Below are 15,097 nucleotides of genomic sequence, written 5' to 3' on the forward strand. Positions count from 1 at the left end.
ACCTCCTTTACTTAATTATTTCTTCTTGCCTGCAACCGTTTTGGAAGGACCTTTACGAGTACGAGCATTGTTTTTTGTATTTTGTCCACGAACGGGAAGTCCGCGACGGTGACGAATTCCGCGGTAAGAACCGATTTCCATTAGACGTTTGATGTTTAGGTTTACTTCACGACGAAGGTCACCTTCTACTTTGATAGTGTCTAAGATTTCACGAATTTTACCTAATTCCTCTTCAGTTAGATCACGAGTACGAGTTTCTGGGGAAACGCCTGCTTCTGCAAGAACTTTTTCCGCAGTAGTTTTACCGATACCGTAGATGTAAGTCAAAGAGATAACGATACGTTTTTCACGTGGAACGTCCACACCTGCAATACGTGCCATTGGTTAGAGCACCTCCTTCTTATTATCCTTGTTTTTGTTTGTGTTTAGGGTTTTCACAAATTACCATAACTTTACCTTTACGGCGAATAACTTTACATTTTTCGCAGATCGGTTTTACTGATGGTCTTACTTTCATAAAAATATACCTCCTTGTTTAGTAGAGAAAGTGTCTCTATAAACCGATAAATCAAGCTGGCGAACCAGACCGGTATATAAATTCAATTTCGGAGTGCAAATTATTTAAAACGATAGGTAATTCTTCCGCGCGTCAAATCGTATGGAGAAAGCTCGACTGTCACTTTATCCCCGGGCAAGATACGAATGTAATGCATTCTGATTTTACCAGAGACTGTAGCTAGTACTTTGTGACCATTTTCGAGTTCCACTTGAAACATCGCGTTAGGCAGAGTTTCTTGAACAACACCTTCGACTTCAATAACATCCTCTTTAGCCATATGTTTGTTACCTCCTTCGTAAGTTTACTTGGACTCGTTTCTTCAGGCCTTATTAATTCAGTGTAATAATACTCTTACATGAAAAAACGTAAAACACACCAAAAGACATACTCCTAGCGAGTATTTAATTTCGGTTTTTTATAGACAACCTGTGAAGTGAAATCCGTAAATTCGAAAACCTGCTCCTAAAAGCAGTTTAAGGTAATTACCATAGTCATTCGGATGATCATCAAATGGTTCTCTCGTTCATCATGATTTGCTTAGATGCCTTTATTCCACTGCCAATTATCCATTATACTACAAAGTTTTGAAATTTGCACGTACGGAATTTGGTAGTTTCTAACAACACCGCTTCTCCTTAGAAAGAAGTAAGAATCTTATCTACGTCTTGGAAAACAGATTGGATCTCTTGTTCCCCATTTACGCTTGCGAGTTTACCTTTTTCTGTGTAAAAATCAAGCAGCGGTTGTGTTTGTTTTAAATTAACATTCAAGCGATTTTCAACTGTTTCTTTCTTATCATCTTCACGTTGATACAACTTACTGCCGTCATCATCACAAACTCCAGCCGTTTTTGGCGGATTATAAAGTTCGTGGTATGTTCTGCCACAAGTCGGGCAGATCCAGCGGCCGGTAAGCCGTTTGATCAAAACGTCTTTTTCGACTTCAATGTTGATTACCGCATCTAATTCAGTACCTAATTCGCTTAAGATCGCTTCAAGTTCTTCAGCTTGCTCCACTGTGCGCGGAAAGCCGTCAAGCAAGAAACCATCTTTTGCGTCTGGTTCAGCTAGACGTTCACGAACGATACCATTTGTGACTTCATCAGGAACTAAATTACCTTCATCCATAAAAGATTTCGCTTTAAGTCCTAATGCTGTACCATTTTTTATTGCTGCACGGAACATATCTCCTGTAGAAATATGCGGGATATTGTATTTGCTTACGATCTGTTCCGCTTGTGTACCCTTACCTGCTCCGGGCAATCCCATCAATACTAGCTTCAACTGACTCGCCCCTTATTTACGCGCGATACTTGCTAGCAAAGACTAACAAGTATGCGAGTTATTTGATGAATCCTCGATAATTCCGTTTAACTAATTGTCCTTCTAATTGTTTCGTTGTATCTAGTGCTACACCGATAACGATCAGAAGACTTGTACCACCGATGGCAAGTGCTTGTGGAAGACCAAAAGCGACCGAACCGATCGTAGGAAGTACAGCAACAACTGCTAAGAAAATAGCTCCAATAAATGTCAATCTGTAAAGAACAGAAGTCAAGTAGGCTTGTGTTTCTCTGCCAGGACGTTTACTTGGAATGTAACCACCTTGTTTTTTAAGGTTATCTGCTACTTTTTCCGGATTTACTTGAATAAATGCATAGAAATAAGTGAATGCCACAATAAGGACCACATAAAGAATCATACCGATTGGTTTTGTATAATCAAAAACATCTTTCAATATCTTGATCGTATTGCTTGTATTATTAGCAGCAAAGAATGAGATGATCGTTTGCGGCGTAATAATAAAGGCACTTGCAAAGATAACTGGAATAACACCAGCAGAGTTCAACTTGAGTGGTAAGTGAGTTGCTTGTGCTCCTCCTTGTTTCGCGCCAGCTACACGTTTAGAATATTGAATCGGGATCTTACGGTTAGCTTGTTGGAAGTAGATTACGACTACAACAATCGCAATGATTGCGACCGCAATACCTGCCAATTCTAAAAGACGTAAGAATAGTTGATCATTTGCTCCTTCGATGCGTTGAACGAACAATTGACGAGCTCCGTCAGGGATACGAGAAACGATACCAGCGAAGATGATAATGGAAACCCCATTACCGATACCTTTTACTGTGATCTGTTCCCCTAACCACATTAGGAACATGGTGCCCGCAGTAAGCACTACCGCGATAACAAGATAAGTAGCAAAAGTCGGATTTTCGATCAGACCTGCTCCTGTAAATTGGTTAAAGCCGAATGCCATACCGAATGCTTCAACTAGTCCTAAAATGATCGTTAGATAGCGAGTAAGCTGATTGAGTTTTTTACGACCCATTTCACCTTGCTTCGCCCATTCTGCAAGTTTTGGAACAACATCCATCTGCAAAAGTTGCACGATGATGGATGAGGTAATGTAGGGCATTACACCCATGGCAAGCACAGAAAAGTTTTTCAGTGCCCCGCCATTAAAGGTATTTAGGAAACCTAGGATGCCGCCTTGCATTTGTTGTTGCAGTGCCGAAGCATTGATCCCAGGAACTGGGATGAATGTTCCGATTCTAAAAATCAATAGCATTGCTAAAGTGAAGAAGATTTTTTTTCTGATGTCTGCTACTCTGAAGAAATTCACTAACGTTTGAAACATTAGATCACCTCAGTTTGTCCACCAGCAGCTTCGATTGCTTCTTTAGCCGCTGCTGAGAATTTGTTAGCCTTAACAGTTAATTTCTTCTCAATTTTTCCTTCTGATAATACTTTGATACCAGATTTTGCATTGCTGATCACACCAGTTTCAATTAACAATTCTGGTGTTACTTCTGTACCATCTTCAAAACGGTTTAAAGTCCCAACATTAACAACTGCATATTCTTTGCGGTTGATATTTGTGAATCCACGTTTTGGAAGACGACGGAAAAGTGGAAGTTGTCCACCTTCAAAGCCTAAACGTACACCACCGCCGGAACGAGCTTTTTGCCCTTTATGTCCGCGACCGGAAGTTTTACCGTTACCAGAGCCTGTACCACGACCAACACGATTGCGTTCCTTGCGAGATCCCTCAGAAGGTTTAAGTTCGTGTAGTTTCATGTCAAGCACCTCCTCCTATTACAAAATGAATTACCTGTTTTATCTTTATTCGATAGCTTAAACTTCTTTGACGTCCACTAAGTGACTGACTTTTGTGATCATACCGCGAATTGCAGCATTATCTTCCTTCACTACTACGGAATTAGTTTTGCCAAGACCTAGGGCCTGAACAGTTTTCCGTTGGGATTCGGGGCGTCCAATTAAGCTACGTTTTAGAGTGATTTCTAATTTCGCCATTAATATTGCCTCCTTATCCTAACAATTCTTCAACTGTTTTACCGCGAAGTTTTGCAACGTCAGCAGCATTTTTAAGTTGTTTGATTCCATCGATTGTAGCACGTACCATGTTGATTGGTGTATTAGATCCAAGCGATTTGGAAGATACATCAGCAACACCAGCAAGTTCTAGGACCGCACGTACTGGACCACCAGCAGTTACTCCAGAACCGGCGCTTGCAGGTTTAAGAAGAATTTCTCCGCCACCAAAATTGCCGACTACAGTATGAGGAATAGTAGTGTTTACAGTAGGAACGAAAATCATGTTTTTCTTAGCATCATCAACTGCTTTACGAATAGCATCTGGAACTTCTTGTGCTTTACCAGTACCAAATCCTACATGACCGTTTTTATCGCCAACAACAACTAGTGCTGTAAAACGGAAACGACGTCCACCTTTTACTACTTTAGCAACACGATTGATTGTTACTACGCGTTCTTCTAAATCTAATTTGTTACCATCAATTTGCTCAGGCATGTAAAATGTCCCTCCTTCTTATTAAAATTCTAAACCATTTTCACGAGCAGCTTCAGCCAAAGCTTTCACTCGGCCATGATATAAATAGCCTCCACGGTCAAAAGTAACAGAAGTAATGCCTTTATCAGCAGCACGTTTCGCAACTAATGCGCCAACTTTGCTAGCTGCGTCAACTTTCGATTCGCTAGAGCCAAATTCTTTATCTAGATTAGATGCACTTGCAAGTGTCACGCCATTTACGTCGTCGATAACTTGCGCGTAAATGTTTTTGTTAGAACGGAATACGTTCAAGCGTGGACGAGATTCTGTTCCAGTAATCTTAGAACGGACACGTGCATGTCTTCTTTTACGGACTTTATTTTTGTCGATTTTGGTAATCACTTAACTCACCTCTTCTCAAGATTGCCTACGCGGCATTATTTACCAGTTTTACCTTCTTTGCGGCGTACATATTCGCCTTCGTAACGGATCCCTTTACCTTTATAAGGTTCAGGAGGACGAGTAGCACGAATATTAGCAGCTAGTTCTCCAACGTGTTCTTTGTTGTATCCTTTAACAATTACTTTCGTATTTGCAGGAACATCAATTTCAACGCCTTCTGGAGCTTCAAATTCTACTGGATGAGAGTAACCTACGTTAAGAACAAGTTTGTTTCCTTGTTTTTGAGCACGGTAACCAACACCGATCAATTCTAATGTTTTTTCGTAACCTTCGGAAACACCTACGACCATGTTATTTAAGATCGCACGAGTCGTTCCGTGAAGAGAACGATGTGTTTTATGATCACTTGGGCGAGAAACGTTGATTTCATTGCCTTCGATATCAATTTTAATGTCAGGGTTAAATTCTTTTACAAGTTGACCTTTAGGGCCTTTTACTGTAGCAGTTGAACCATCAAGTGTAACTGTTACACCTTCAGGAATGACAATTGTCTTTTTACCAATACGGGACATGTCTGCACCTCCTTATGATTTAATTCTTCTTACCAAACGTATGCTAGTACTTCGCCACCGACTTGTTTAGCGCGGGCTTCTTTGTCAGTTAAAACACCTTGGGAAGTAGATACGATCGCAATACCTAAGCCGTTAAGTACTTTAGGAATCTCGCTTGATTTAGCGTATACACGTAGTCCTGGTTTGCTGATTCTCTTTAAACCAGTGATTACACGTTCGCCAGAAGCTCCATATTTCAAGAAAACACGGATAACTCCTTGCTTGTCATCTTCTACATATTCAACATCGCGTACGAAACCTTCACGTTTCAAGATTTCTGCGATTTCTTTTTTGATTTTGGATGCAGGAAGTTCTAATCTATCATGTTTAACCATGTTCGCATTACGAATGCGAGTTAGAAAATCTGCAACTGGATCTGTCATCACCATGTATAATATCCTCCTTCCTTACTCTTATTGTTTACCAGCTTGCTTTTTTCACGCCGGGAATTTGTCCTTTATAGGCAAGTTCACGGAAACAAATACGGCATAATTTAAATTTGCGAATAACGGAATGTGGACGACCACAGCGTTCACAACGAGTGTATGCTTGAACTGCATGCTTCGGTGTGCGTTTTTGTTTCGCAACCATTGATTTTTTAGCCACGTTTTCGCCTCCCTAATTCATTATTAGATTACTTTTGAAATGGTATCCCGATATGAGTCAATAACTCACGAGATTCTTCATCACTGTTGGCAGTTGTAACGATTACTACGTCCATGCCGCGTACTTTAGATACTTGATCGTAATCAATTTCAGGGAAAATTAGTTGTTCTCTAACACCTAGAGTGTAGTTACCGCGACCGTCAAATGCTTTTTTAGAAACACCACGGAAGTCACGTACACGTGGAAGTGATACAGAAATTAATTTATCTAAGAAATCATACATACGTTCACCACGAAGAGTTACTTTCGCGCCGATAGGCATTCCCTCACGTAGACGGAATCCTGCGATGGATTTCTTTGCTTTCGTTACGACTGGTTTTTGACCAGTAATAAGAGCTAATTCTTCAACTGCGCTATCAAGCACTTTCGCGTTTGCAGTTGCGTCACCAACACCAGTGTTGATCACGATTTTTTCGATTTTTGGAACCTCCATTACGGAGTTGTAGTTAAATTTGTTCATTAATTCAGGAACAATTTCCTTAAGATATTTATCTTTAAGGCGATTCATGTGATATTCCCTCCTTCCGCTAGACTATTTTATTTATCTAAAACTTCACCGGATTTTTTAGCAACTCGCACTTTCTTGTCATCCTTCACTTGGTAACTCACGCGTGTGGGTTCTCCAGATTTAGGATCGATAAGCATTACGTTAGAAACGTGAATTGGTGCTTCAACGTTTAAGATTCCACCTTGTGGATTCACGTTGGAAGGTTTCGCATGTTTTTTGATCATGTTGATTCCTTCAACAATTACACGGTCTTTCTTTGGAAATGCAGCGAGTACTGCACCGGATTTGCCTTTATCTTTACCAGTAATAACTTGAACTTTATCACCTTTTTTAATATGCATCGGTATTGGCACCTCCTTAGTTTTGGAACTTGATATTAAAGAACTTCTGGAGCTAAAGAAACAATTTTCATAAAGTTGTTTTCACGAAGCTCACGAGCAACAGGTCCAAAAATACGTGTTCCACGAGGACTTTTATCATCACGGATAATGACACAAGCATTTTCATCAAACTTGATGTAAGAACCATCTGTGCGACGCGCTCCACTTTTAGTACGAACGATAACCGCTTTTACAACATCGCCTTTTTTGACAACGCCACCTGGTGTTGCTTGTTTAACAGTACATACAACAACATCACCAATGTTAGCTGTTTTACGACCTGAACCGCCTAGTACTTTAATAGTTAGTACCTCACGCGCGCCAGAGTTGTCAGCGACTTTCATACGAGTTTCTTGTTGGATCATTAGGAATACCCTCCTTCCAGAATAACAGGTAGAAAATCTCTATATGATTTTCAATTTTTTATTTCAACTTAGATAACTACTGCTTCTTCTACTACTTCCAATAGACGGAAATGTTTTGTTGCAGATAACGGACGAGTTTCAGAAATACGAACGATATCGCCGATTTTAGCAGTGTTGTTCTCATCATGTGCTTTGAATTTTTTAGAATATTTCACACGTTTACCGTACAAACCATGCTTTTTGTATGTTTCAACGACAACAGTGATAGTTTTATCCATCTTGTCAGAAACAACACGACCTGTATACACTTTACGTTGGTTACGTTCAGCCATGTATTAAACCTCCTTACGATTTTCTATTTAAGCAAGTTCTCTTTCTCTTACAATAGTCTTCATACGGGCAATTGCTTTTCTCACTTCACGAATCCTCGCAGTGTTCTCTAATTGTCCTGTAGCCAATTGAAAGCGCAAGTTAAAAAGCTCTTCTTTCAAAGCTCTTTCTTGGTCTTGGATTTCGGTAGTGGATAATTCACGAATATCAGTTGCTTTCATTTGCTTCACCACCAATTTCTTCACGTTTAACGATCTTAGTTTTGACCGGCAGTTTATGTGCTGCTAAACGAAGTGCCTCGCGGGCTACATCTTCAGGAACACCTGCAATTTCAAACATAATCTTGCCACGTTTTACTGGGCTTACCCATCCTTCTGGGGCACCTTTACCTTTACCCATCCGAACACCAATTGGTTTAGATGTGTAAGATTTATGAGGGAAAATTTTAATCCAAACTTTACCGCCACGTTTCATGTAACGAGTCATTGCGATACGAGCAGCTTCGATTTGACGGTTAGTGATCCAAGAAGCATCTACTGCTTGAAGACCATATTCACCAAATGCTACTTCAGTACCACCTTTAGCACGTCCACGCATGTTTCCACGGAACTCACGACGGTATTTTACACGTTTAGGAACTAACATTATTATTTTCCTCCTTCCACATTATTTTTCTTCGTAGGAAGGACTTCACCACGGTAGATCCAGACTTTAACACCTAGTTTACCATAAGTTGTGTCAGCTTCTTCCCATGCGTAATCGATGTCGGCACGCAATGTATGAAGAGGAACTGTTCCTTCGCTATAATGTTCAGCACGAGCAATATCAGCTCCGCCAAGACGACCAGATACTTGCGTTTTGATACCTTTAGCACCAGCGCGCATTGTACGTTGAATAGCTTGTTTTTGTGCACGACGGAAAGATACACGACCTTCCAATTGTCTTGCAATGTTTTCTGCTACTAATTTCGCATCAAGATCAGCACGTTTGATTTCAACGATGTTGATGTGGACGCGTTTGCCAGTTAAGTCGTTAAGGTTTTTACGAAGTGCTTCGACTTCAGATCCACCTTTACCAATAACCATTCCTGGTTTAGCAGTATGAATTGTAATATTTACACGGTTAGCAGCACGTTCGATTTCAACACGAGAAACAGAAGCATCAGCTAAGCGTTTAGTAATATGATCACGAATACGTAGATCTTCATGCAGGAAATCTGCATAATCTTTTTCAGCGTACCATTTGGAATCCCAATCGCGGATAATACCAATACGCATACCTATTGGATGTACTTTTTGACCCAACGTTACCCCTCCTTCACTTCTGATACCACAACTGTGATGTGGCTCGTACGTTTGTTAATTGGACTAGCGCTACCTTTAGCACGTGGGCGGAAGCGTTTAAGTGTAGGACCTTCGTCTACAAATGCTTCGGACACGACTAAGCTGTTAACGTCTAAATCATAATTATGCTCTGCGTTAGCAATAGCGGATTTTAAAACTTTTTCAATGATTGGAGAAGCTGCTCTTGGTGTATATTTCAAGATAGCAATTGCTTCGCCGATTTGCTTGCCTCGGATCAAATCGATAACGATTCTAGCTTTACGAGGAGCAATACGTACCGTTTTTGCAACGGATTTTGCGCTTGTAACTTCACTTGCCATTAAAGATATCCTCCTCTCAAATTAGCGTCTTGTTTTCTTATCGTCACCTGCGTGACCGCGATAAGTACGAGTTGGCGCAAATTCACCTAATTTATGTCCTACCATGTCTTCTTGTACATAAACTGGTACATGCTTACGACCATCATATACAGCAATTGTTTGACCAACAAATACTGGGAAAATTGTGGAACGACGAGACCATGTTTTAATTACTTGTTTTTTATCACTTTCATTAGCTGCTTCCACTTTTTTCATCAAGTGGTCATCGACAAATGGTCCTTTTTTCAAGCTACGACCCATGAGAGAGCCTCCCTTCGCATAGTCAGGAAGACAGGAACGAATCGTTCCCACTTTCCTGCTAACATTGTTATTACTTCCAAAAACTGATTATTTATTCTTACGACGACGTACGATAAATTTGTCAGTGTTGTTGTTTTTCTTACGAGTTTTGTAACCAAGAGTTGGTTTGCCCCATGGTGACATTGGAGATTTACGTCCGATAGGAGCTTTACCTTCACCACCACCGTGTGGGTGATCGTTAGGGTTCATAACAGAACCACGTACAGTTGGGCGTTTGCCTAACCAACGGGAACGTCCAGCTTTACCAACGTTGATCAGTTCGTGTTGTTCGTTACCAACTTGACCGATTGTTGCGCGGCAAGTAGCAAGGATCATGCGAACTTCGCCAGAGTTCAAACGGATTAATACATATTTGCCTTCTTTACCAAGTACTTGAGCACTTGTTCCAGCAGAACGTACTAGTTGTCCGCCTTTACCAGGTTTTAATTCGATATTGTGGATAACAGTACCCACTGGAATATCTTTCAATTCTAAAGCATTACCAACTTTAATGTCAGCTTCAGCTCCTGAATAGATTGTTTGGCCAACTTGCAAACCTTTTGCTGCAATGATGTAGCGTTTTTCTCCATCTGCATAGTTGATCAAAGCGATATTAGCAGAACGGTTTGGATCATATTCGATCGTAGCAACGCGTCCTGGAACACCATCTTTATTACGTTTAAAATCAATCACGCGGTATTGGCGTTTATGGCCACCGCCGTGATGACGAACAGTTAACTTACCTTGGTTATTACGTCCAGCTTTCTTTGGCAGGGGACGAAGTAATGATTTTTCTGGAGTACTTGTAGTAATCTCAGCGAAATCAGAACTTGTCATGTGCCGACGTCCGTTGGAGGTAGGTTTATATTTTTTGATCGCCATTGTTTTCCCTCCTCTTTAGATTTTATTTAAGGTATTAAACTTCAAAAAATTGGATTTCTTTGCTGTCAGCTGTAACAGAAACAATTGCTTTACGGCGTTTGTTTGTGTAGCCGGCATGACGACCCATACGTTTGAATTTACCTTTATAGTTCATAATGTTTACTTTAGAAACTTTAACGTCGAAGATTTCTTCAACGGCATATTTGACTTGAGTTTTTGTTGCGCGAGTATCTACTTCAAATGTGTATTTCTTGTCATCAAGAATACTTGTAGATTCCTCAGTAACAACTGGGCGCTTAATGATGTCGCGTGCATCCATTATGCAAGCACCTCCTCTACTTTTTCGACAGCTGCTTTAGTAATGATCAATTTGTCATGACTAGCAACTTCTAGTACCGAGATACTTTCAGCCGGAATAACTGTAATGCCTTGTAAGTTACGTGCGGATAATTCAACATTATCACTTTCGCCAGCAACTACAACAAGTGCTTTTGTATCTACAGAAATGTTTTTAAGAAAAGCTGCAAAATCTTTTGTTTTTGGTGCATCGAAAGCTAAGTTTTCAAGTACCAATAGGTTTTCTTCTTTTACTTTAGAAGAAAGCGCAGATTTGATCGCTAAACGACGAACTTTTCTAGGCAATTTGTAAGCATAGCTACGTGGAGTCGGTCCGAAGACAACACCACCGCCACGCCATTGCGGGGAGCGGATAGACCCTTGACGAGCACGTCCAGTACCTTTTTGACGCCATGGTTTACGTCCACCACCGCGTACTTCTGAACGATTTTTTACTTTATGCGTCCCTTGACGAAGAGAAGCACGTTGGCTCAAAATCACATCAACAACCACTTTTTCATTTGGTTCGATACCAAATACTGCGTCATTTAATGTAATTTCGCCAGCACTTGTTCCATCTTGTTTAAGTAAACTTAATTTTGGCATTCGTTAGTCCTCCTTTCTTATAAATTATTTTGCTTTTACAGCAGTTTTAATTTGAACTAATGATTTTTTCGCACCAGGAACGTTTCCTTTTACTAAAAGGATGTTCTTGTCTACGTCTACTTTTACGATTTCAAGGTTTTGGATAGTAACTTGTTCTCCACCCATACGACCTGGAAGAAGTTTATTTTTGAAAACACGGTTAGGTGCTACAGGACCCATTGAACCAGGACGACGATGGTAACGAGAACCGTGAGCCATAGGCCCGCGGGATTGTCCGTGGCGTTTAATAACACCTTGGAAACCTTTACCTTTCGAAATTCCTGTCGCGTCAACGATGTCTCCTTCAGCGAATACATCTACTTTTACTTCTGCACCAATCTCATACTCGTCTAAGTTAACATCGCGAATTTCGCGAATGAAGCGCTTAGGAGTAGTATTGGCTTTTACTACATGACCTTTTTCGGGTTTGTTAGACAATTTTTCGCGTTTATTCTCAAAACCGATTTGAACAGCTTCATAGCCGTCTGTATCGACAGTTTTCTTTTGAAGTACTACGTTTTCCGCAGCTTCGATCACTGTTACTGGAATAAGTTCGCCGTTTTCTGTGAAAACTTGTGTCATCCCTACTTTTCTACCTAAGATTCCTTTGGTCATGTTGACACCTCCTATTAATTGAATTTTTTAAGATTATAATTTGATTTCGATATCTACACCGCTTGGTAAGTCTAAGCGCATTAGGCTATCAACTGTTTGTGGTGTTGGGTTAACAATATCGATTAAACGTTTGTGAGTACGCATTTCAAACTGCTCACGCGAATCTTTATATTTGTGGACCGCACGTAAGATCGTATAAACAGATTTCTCTGTTGGAAGCGGGATCGGACCAGATACAGAAGCACCAGAACGTTTCGCAGTTTCTACGATTTTCTCAGCAGATTGATCCAAGATACGGTGATCATATGCTTTTAAACGAATACGAATTTTTTGTTTTGCCATTATTTTCCCTCCTTTTCGCCTACTTTTAAAATAGACATTCTCCATGGAAATTACCTGAGTGCCCTTGCCATGGCAAAGCGGCCGGGCGTGTCAGCAACCTTCCACTTCATCACATCCCGTTTCCACATGATAGGGGAACGGGTTTGGCAAAATGGGCAGACTAAACCTGTCCATTTGCACTTTATCTATTATACACGCTTCCCCCTTCGATGACAACCAATTTTTTGAAATTTATTTATCACTGCCCAAATTGTTTTATATATATAGAAGAAACTGGAAATAGGTCTTTAGGATAATTTTTTAATTAAATATATTATTTTTTTAAAAAATATGGTAAAGTAATATTCGGACACCTGATGATGACAGGTTTATATTTTTTATTTTTCTAAAAAACAGGAGGCATTTTTAATGAAAAAACGGAGAAAATCGATATTACAGATCTTATTACCCTCTTTTATTATCGTTTTAGCGATAGCACTTGCTGTTGTAGGAGTAATCAACTTCCTAAGCGCCAAGCGAGACCTGGTAAATAACGTAAGCAATAGTGCAACATCTAATGTAAATAGTTTATCTAGTCTAATAGATGAGAGTATTAGCCAAAAAATCGATGTAGTACATTATCTAGCAAACCAAACCAGCGTTTCGGCAAATGCAAAGAAAAGCGAAACAGATGCGGTATTGAGCAATTATACATTGACTATTCCTGATATCCAAAATATCTATTATGGAAAAGAGAACGGTAAATTCATCCAACAACCGGAAACAAAGATGCCAGACGGATATGATCCAACAACCAGAGATTGGTATAAAGAAGCTATTGCAGATAACGGCGACAAACCTATTTTAACTGCGCCTTACATTTCTGCTTCTACAACCGAAATGACTCTTACGATCGCACAAAAAGCCAGCGATGAATCAGGTGTCGTAGGATTAGACATCAACTTATCCCGCCTGATCGATACTGTTAAAGAAGTTAAAATCGGCCAACATGGTTCTGCTGTTGCACTAGCAAAAGACGGCAGTGTGATTGCCAGCAAAAATTGGAAGTCCGGTTCCAAAAACAAGATCACCAAAGCGATCATGGATCAAAAAGAAGCAAATGGTGAATTCACTGTCGGGAACGGTTCGGATAAACAACGCGTCTTCTACCAAACAGACCCAGTAACTGGTTGGAAGATCGCCGGTACATTCAGCGAAAAAGAGATCCTCGATCAAACTTTACCTATTATATGGCGCACATTACTTGTTGCCGTAGTTTCTCTTATTATCGGTAGCGTGATCATCTGGTTCATTACTCGAATGATCATCCGCCGTTTAAAAACGATTGTTGATGCTGCTGAAAAGATCAGCGAAGGAGATTTGACAGAACAAGTAACCGTTCGTCGTAACGATGAGATCGGCGCTCTCGGTCAAGCTTTCAATACGATGACATCTTCCTTGAAAACACTGATCCACTCAATCAATACATCGACTCAAGCCATTTCCACATCATCTGAGGAATTAACGGCCAGCGCGGAAGAAACAAGCAATGCCACAACAGAGATCACTCAGTCATTAGAAGGATTATCTTCCCAATCCAACTCCGCCGTTGTATCCATCAAGGAAAACGCCGATCGTCTAGCCGAAGTCAGCAGCTGGCTGAAAATGGCTTCTGACAGTTCTACGATGCTCCTAGCCACTTCACAGACATCTAATGAGAAAGCACGTGAAGGAAATGTATTAGTAGAACGTACTGTTTCGCAAATGAATAATATCGATGTTTCCGTAAAAGAAGCAGATGCCGTCGTTCACGGGCTGGCTACGAAATCCGAAGAGATCCAAACCATCTTACAGACAATCAACCAAATTTCCGATCAAACGAATTTACTTGCTTTAAACGCAGCGATCGAAGCTGCTAGAGCTGGCGAATCTGGTAAAGGATTCAGTGTTGTTGCTGAAGAAGTACGTAAATTAGCAGAACAATCAAGTGCCTCTTCTAAAAATATCGAAGTGCTGATCAAAGAAATCGTAAAAGAGATCGAGCAATCACTGAAAACTTTCCAAAATATCCAAGTTTCCGTATCTGACGGTTACAGTGCTGTAAATAAAACAGCCGAAAACTTCAAAGAATTGCAGCAGTCCTCTGATTTGATCGCTACTGACCTTACCGGTATGAACAACTTGATCACAGAAGTAAGCGATAATGCTTCTGATGTATCCAGCATTATGCAGCAAATAACAGCTGCAGCTGAAGAATCACAAAAACATAATAAGCAGATCGCTGAATCTGCTGAAGAGCAAGTCGCTTCCACAGAAGAAGTTGCACAAGCGGCTGAAAGCCTTTCTGCCTTAGCAGAAAATCTGCTACAAGAAATCGAACATTTCAAGACAACTAGCACAGAAGAAGAGCCAACCTTAATAGAAGAAAGTGATAAAAATCTGCACGTATCTTTAGAACATTAAAAAATGAAAACCCCTATCTTGTCTCGACAGATAGGGGTTTTTTTCGCGTTTGGATCACTCTTGTTTTCGCTTCATACATGTATCCTTTTCCCTAAGAAACAAAATTTTTAAATGTTACCGTTTACATTTTTGAATATGTCCGTTATAATGAACTCATCAAGACGTTATGACGTCTTGATGTCATACCCAATTAAGA

27 protein-coding genes and 1 pseudogene are annotated in these 15,097 nt (G+C 40.3%); 2 read left to right on the top strand and 26 right to left on the bottom strand.

The window, feature by feature from the left end:
* Window positions 1–15: 15 nt before the first annotated feature.
* The 26 genes from rpsM to rpsJ form a co-directional block, all read right to left on the bottom strand.
* Window positions 16–381: a 30S ribosomal protein S13 gene (gene rpsM, locus EL241_RS12760; protein WP_003757056.1), complete on the bottom strand. Its 366-nt coding sequence runs from the start codon at window positions 379–381 to the stop codon at window positions 16–18.
* A gap of 22 nt (window positions 382–403) precedes the next feature.
* Window positions 404–517, bottom strand: coding sequence for a 50S ribosomal protein L36 (gene rpmJ / locus EL241_RS12765; protein ID WP_003156543.1), 114 nt, complete (start codon window positions 515–517; stop codon window positions 404–406).
* A 100-nt stretch (window positions 518–617) separates the two neighbouring features.
* Entirely contained in the window at window positions 618–836 is a 219-nt protein-coding gene (gene infA / locus EL241_RS12770) for a translation initiation factor IF-1 (protein WP_003757054.1), read from the bottom strand.
* 358 nt (window positions 837–1,194) lie between these two features.
* Complete coding sequence (locus EL241_RS12780) at window positions 1,195–1,842, bottom strand: adenylate kinase (RefSeq protein ID WP_003757052.1); 648 nt, start codon at window positions 1,840–1,842, stop codon at window positions 1,195–1,197.
* A gap of 58 nt (window positions 1,843–1,900) precedes the next feature.
* On the bottom strand, window positions 1,901–3,202 hold the full coding sequence (gene secY, locus EL241_RS12785; RefSeq protein ID WP_003757050.1) for a preprotein translocase subunit SecY: 1,302 nt from the start codon (window positions 3,200–3,202) through the stop codon (window positions 1,901–1,903).
* Complete coding sequence (rplO, locus tag EL241_RS12790; protein ID WP_003757049.1) at window positions 3,202–3,642, bottom strand: 50S ribosomal protein L15; 441 nt, start codon at window positions 3,640–3,642, stop codon at window positions 3,202–3,204. The genes secY and rplO overlap by 1 nt, the downstream gene beginning before the upstream one ends.
* Window positions 3,643–3,699: 57 nt before the next feature.
* Window positions 3,700–3,879 (bottom strand): 50S ribosomal protein L30, encoded by a 180-nt coding sequence (gene rpmD / locus EL241_RS12795; protein WP_003757047.1) that lies wholly within the window; start codon window positions 3,877–3,879, stop codon window positions 3,700–3,702.
* A gap of 13 nt (window positions 3,880–3,892) precedes the next feature.
* Entirely contained in the window at window positions 3,893–4,396 is a 504-nt protein-coding gene (gene rpsE, locus EL241_RS12800; protein ID WP_003757045.1) for a 30S ribosomal protein S5, read from the bottom strand.
* Between the two features lie 21 nt (window positions 4,397–4,417).
* Complete coding sequence (gene rplR / locus EL241_RS12805; RefSeq protein WP_003757043.1) at window positions 4,418–4,777, bottom strand: 50S ribosomal protein L18; 360 nt, start codon at window positions 4,775–4,777, stop codon at window positions 4,418–4,420.
* A gap of 35 nt (window positions 4,778–4,812) precedes the next feature.
* Window positions 4,813–5,349 (bottom strand): 50S ribosomal protein L6, encoded by a 537-nt coding sequence (gene rplF, locus EL241_RS12810; protein WP_003757041.1) that lies wholly within the window; start codon window positions 5,347–5,349, stop codon window positions 4,813–4,815.
* 29 nt (window positions 5,350–5,378) lie between these two features.
* Entirely contained in the window at window positions 5,379–5,777 is a 399-nt protein-coding gene (rpsH, locus tag EL241_RS12815) for a 30S ribosomal protein S8 (protein ID WP_003757039.1), read from the bottom strand.
* 31 nt (window positions 5,778–5,808) lie between these two features.
* A complete protein-coding gene (locus tag EL241_RS12820; protein WP_003757036.1) occupies window positions 5,809–5,994 on the bottom strand; it encodes a type Z 30S ribosomal protein S14 in 186 nt (61 codons plus the stop codon).
* A 28-nt stretch (window positions 5,995–6,022) separates the two neighbouring features.
* Window positions 6,023–6,562 (bottom strand): 50S ribosomal protein L5, encoded by a 540-nt coding sequence (gene rplE / locus EL241_RS12825; RefSeq protein ID WP_003757034.1) that lies wholly within the window; start codon window positions 6,560–6,562, stop codon window positions 6,023–6,025.
* A gap of 29 nt (window positions 6,563–6,591) precedes the next feature.
* On the bottom strand, window positions 6,592–6,903 hold the full coding sequence (rplX, locus tag EL241_RS12830) for a 50S ribosomal protein L24 (protein WP_003757033.1): 312 nt from the start codon (window positions 6,901–6,903) through the stop codon (window positions 6,592–6,594).
* Between the two features lie 35 nt (window positions 6,904–6,938).
* Entirely contained in the window at window positions 6,939–7,307 is a 369-nt protein-coding gene (rplN, locus tag EL241_RS12835; RefSeq protein WP_003757029.1) for a 50S ribosomal protein L14, read from the bottom strand.
* A gap of 68 nt (window positions 7,308–7,375) precedes the next feature.
* A complete protein-coding gene (rpsQ, locus tag EL241_RS12840; protein ID WP_003757027.1) occupies window positions 7,376–7,639 on the bottom strand; it encodes a 30S ribosomal protein S17 in 264 nt (87 codons plus the stop codon).
* 27 nt (window positions 7,640–7,666) lie between these two features.
* On the bottom strand, window positions 7,667–7,858 hold the full coding sequence (gene rpmC, locus EL241_RS12845) for a 50S ribosomal protein L29 (protein ID WP_003757025.1): 192 nt from the start codon (window positions 7,856–7,858) through the stop codon (window positions 7,667–7,669).
* A complete protein-coding gene (rplP, locus tag EL241_RS12850; protein WP_003757024.1) occupies window positions 7,845–8,282 on the bottom strand; it encodes a 50S ribosomal protein L16 in 438 nt (145 codons plus the stop codon). The genes rpmC and rplP overlap by 14 nt, the downstream gene beginning before the upstream one ends.
* Window positions 8,283–8,284: 2 nt before the next feature.
* On the bottom strand, window positions 8,285–8,941 hold the full coding sequence (gene rpsC, locus EL241_RS12855) for a 30S ribosomal protein S3 (protein ID WP_003757022.1): 657 nt from the start codon (window positions 8,939–8,941) through the stop codon (window positions 8,285–8,287).
* Between the two features lie 2 nt (window positions 8,942–8,943).
* Window positions 8,944–9,300 carry a 50S ribosomal protein L22 gene (rplV, locus tag EL241_RS12860; protein WP_003757020.1) on the bottom strand — a complete coding sequence of 119 codons (357 nt, stop codon included), beginning with the start codon at window positions 9,298–9,300 and terminating at the stop codon, window positions 8,944–8,946.
* A gap of 21 nt (window positions 9,301–9,321) precedes the next feature.
* Window positions 9,322–9,600: a 30S ribosomal protein S19 gene (gene rpsS, locus EL241_RS12865; RefSeq protein WP_003757018.1), complete on the bottom strand. Its 279-nt coding sequence runs from the start codon at window positions 9,598–9,600 to the stop codon at window positions 9,322–9,324.
* Between the two features lie 87 nt (window positions 9,601–9,687).
* Window positions 9,688–10,521 carry a 50S ribosomal protein L2 gene (rplB, locus tag EL241_RS12870; protein ID WP_003757017.1) on the bottom strand — a complete coding sequence of 278 codons (834 nt, stop codon included), beginning with the start codon at window positions 10,519–10,521 and terminating at the stop codon, window positions 9,688–9,690.
* 34 nt (window positions 10,522–10,555) lie between these two features.
* Window positions 10,556–10,840 (bottom strand): 50S ribosomal protein L23, encoded by a 285-nt coding sequence (gene rplW / locus EL241_RS12875; RefSeq protein ID WP_003757015.1) that lies wholly within the window; start codon window positions 10,838–10,840, stop codon window positions 10,556–10,558.
* Window positions 10,840–11,463, bottom strand: a complete 624-nt coding sequence (gene rplD, locus EL241_RS12880; RefSeq protein WP_003757013.1) for a 50S ribosomal protein L4 — start codon at window positions 11,461–11,463, stop codon at window positions 10,840–10,842. Before rplD ends, rplW begins: the two co-directional genes overlap by 1 nt.
* 24 nt (window positions 11,464–11,487) lie before the next feature.
* Entirely contained in the window at window positions 11,488–12,117 is a 630-nt protein-coding gene (gene rplC, locus EL241_RS12885) for a 50S ribosomal protein L3 (RefSeq protein ID WP_003757011.1), read from the bottom strand.
* A gap of 33 nt (window positions 12,118–12,150) precedes the next feature.
* Window positions 12,151–12,459, bottom strand: a complete 309-nt coding sequence (gene rpsJ, locus EL241_RS12890) for a 30S ribosomal protein S10 (RefSeq protein WP_025729837.1) — start codon at window positions 12,457–12,459, stop codon at window positions 12,151–12,153.
* A 408-nt stretch (window positions 12,460–12,867) separates the two neighbouring features.
* Between rpsJ and EL241_RS13960 the strand changes: the two are divergent.
* Both EL241_RS13960 and EL241_RS13965 read left to right on the top strand, forming a co-directional pair.
* Window positions 12,868–13,890 (top strand): annotated as a pseudogene (locus tag EL241_RS13960) (HAMP domain-containing protein); the annotation flags it as partial.
* Window positions 13,885–14,901 (top strand): methyl-accepting chemotaxis protein, encoded by a 1,017-nt coding sequence (locus EL241_RS13965; protein WP_376701036.1) that lies wholly within the window; start codon window positions 13,885–13,887, stop codon window positions 14,899–14,901. The pseudogene EL241_RS13960 and the gene EL241_RS13965, both read left to right, overlap by 6 nt.
* Window positions 14,902–15,097: the final 196 nt, after the last annotated feature.

Source organism: Listeria grayi (assembly GCF_900638015.1).
Classification (GTDB): Bacteria; Bacillota; Bacilli; order Lactobacillales; family Listeriaceae; genus Listeria; species Listeria grayi.

Excerpts from the sequence above, each read along its gene's own strand:
- rpsM (WP_003757056.1), bottom strand. The coding sequence starts at position 381 with ATGGCACGTATTGCAGGTGTGGACGTTCCACGTGAAAAACGTATCGTT.
- rpmJ (WP_003156543.1), bottom strand. The coding sequence starts at position 517 with ATGAAAGTAAGACCATCAGTAAAACCGATCTGCGAAAAATGTAAAGTT.
- infA (WP_003757054.1), bottom strand. The coding sequence starts at position 836 with ATGGCTAAAGAGGATGTTATTGAAGTCGAAGGTGTTGTTCAAGAAACT.
- secY (WP_003757050.1), bottom strand. The coding sequence starts at position 3,202 with ATGTTTCAAACGTTAGTGAATTTCTTCAGAGTAGCAGACATCAGAAAA.
- rplO (WP_003757049.1), bottom strand. The coding sequence starts at position 3,642 with ATGAAACTACACGAACTTAAACCTTCTGAGGGATCTCGCAAGGAACGC.
- rpmD (WP_003757047.1), bottom strand. The coding sequence starts at position 3,879 with ATGGCGAAATTAGAAATCACTCTAAAACGTAGCTTAATTGGACGCCCC.
- rpsE (WP_003757045.1), bottom strand. The coding sequence starts at position 4,396 with ATGCCTGAGCAAATTGATGGTAACAAATTAGATTTAGAAGAACGCGTA.
- rplF (WP_003757041.1), bottom strand. The coding sequence starts at position 5,349 with ATGTCCCGTATTGGTAAAAAGACAATTGTCATTCCTGAAGGTGTAACA.
- rpsH (WP_003757039.1), bottom strand. The coding sequence starts at position 5,777 with ATGGTGATGACAGATCCAGTTGCAGATTTTCTAACTCGCATTCGTAAT.
- rplE (WP_003757034.1), bottom strand. The coding sequence starts at position 6,562 with ATGAATCGCCTTAAAGATAAATATCTTAAGGAAATTGTTCCTGAATTA.
- rplX (WP_003757033.1), bottom strand. The coding sequence starts at position 6,903 with ATGCATATTAAAAAAGGTGATAAAGTTCAAGTTATTACTGGTAAAGAT.
- rplN (WP_003757029.1), bottom strand. The coding sequence starts at position 7,307 with ATGATCCAACAAGAAACTCGTATGAAAGTCGCTGACAACTCTGGCGCG.
- rpsQ (WP_003757027.1), bottom strand. The coding sequence starts at position 7,639 with ATGGCTGAACGTAACCAACGTAAAGTGTATACAGGTCGTGTTGTTTCT.
- rpmC (WP_003757025.1), bottom strand. The coding sequence starts at position 7,858 with ATGAAAGCAACTGATATTCGTGAATTATCCACTACCGAAATCCAAGAC.
- rplP (WP_003757024.1), bottom strand. The coding sequence starts at position 8,282 with ATGTTAGTTCCTAAACGTGTAAAATACCGTCGTGAGTTCCGTGGAAAC.
- rplV (WP_003757020.1), bottom strand. The coding sequence starts at position 9,300 with ATGGCAAGTGAAGTTACAAGCGCAAAATCCGTTGCAAAAACGGTACGT.
- rpsS (WP_003757018.1), bottom strand. The coding sequence starts at position 9,600 with ATGGGTCGTAGCTTGAAAAAAGGACCATTTGTCGATGACCACTTGATG.
- rplB (WP_003757017.1), bottom strand. The coding sequence starts at position 10,521 with ATGGCGATCAAAAAATATAAACCTACCTCCAACGGACGTCGGCACATG.
- rplW (WP_003757015.1), bottom strand. The coding sequence starts at position 10,840 with ATGGATGCACGCGACATCATTAAGCGCCCAGTTGTTACTGAGGAATCT.
- rplD (WP_003757013.1), bottom strand. The coding sequence starts at position 11,463 with ATGCCAAAATTAAGTTTACTTAAACAAGATGGAACAAGTGCTGGCGAA.
- rplC (WP_003757011.1), bottom strand. The coding sequence starts at position 12,117 with ATGACCAAAGGAATCTTAGGTAGAAAAGTAGGGATGACACAAGTTTTC.
- rpsJ (WP_025729837.1), bottom strand. The coding sequence starts at position 12,459 with ATGGCAAAACAAAAAATTCGTATTCGTTTAAAAGCATATGATCACCGT.
- EL241_RS13965 (WP_376701036.1), top strand. The coding sequence starts at position 13,885 with ATGACATCTTCCTTGAAAACACTGATCCACTCAATCAATACATCGACT.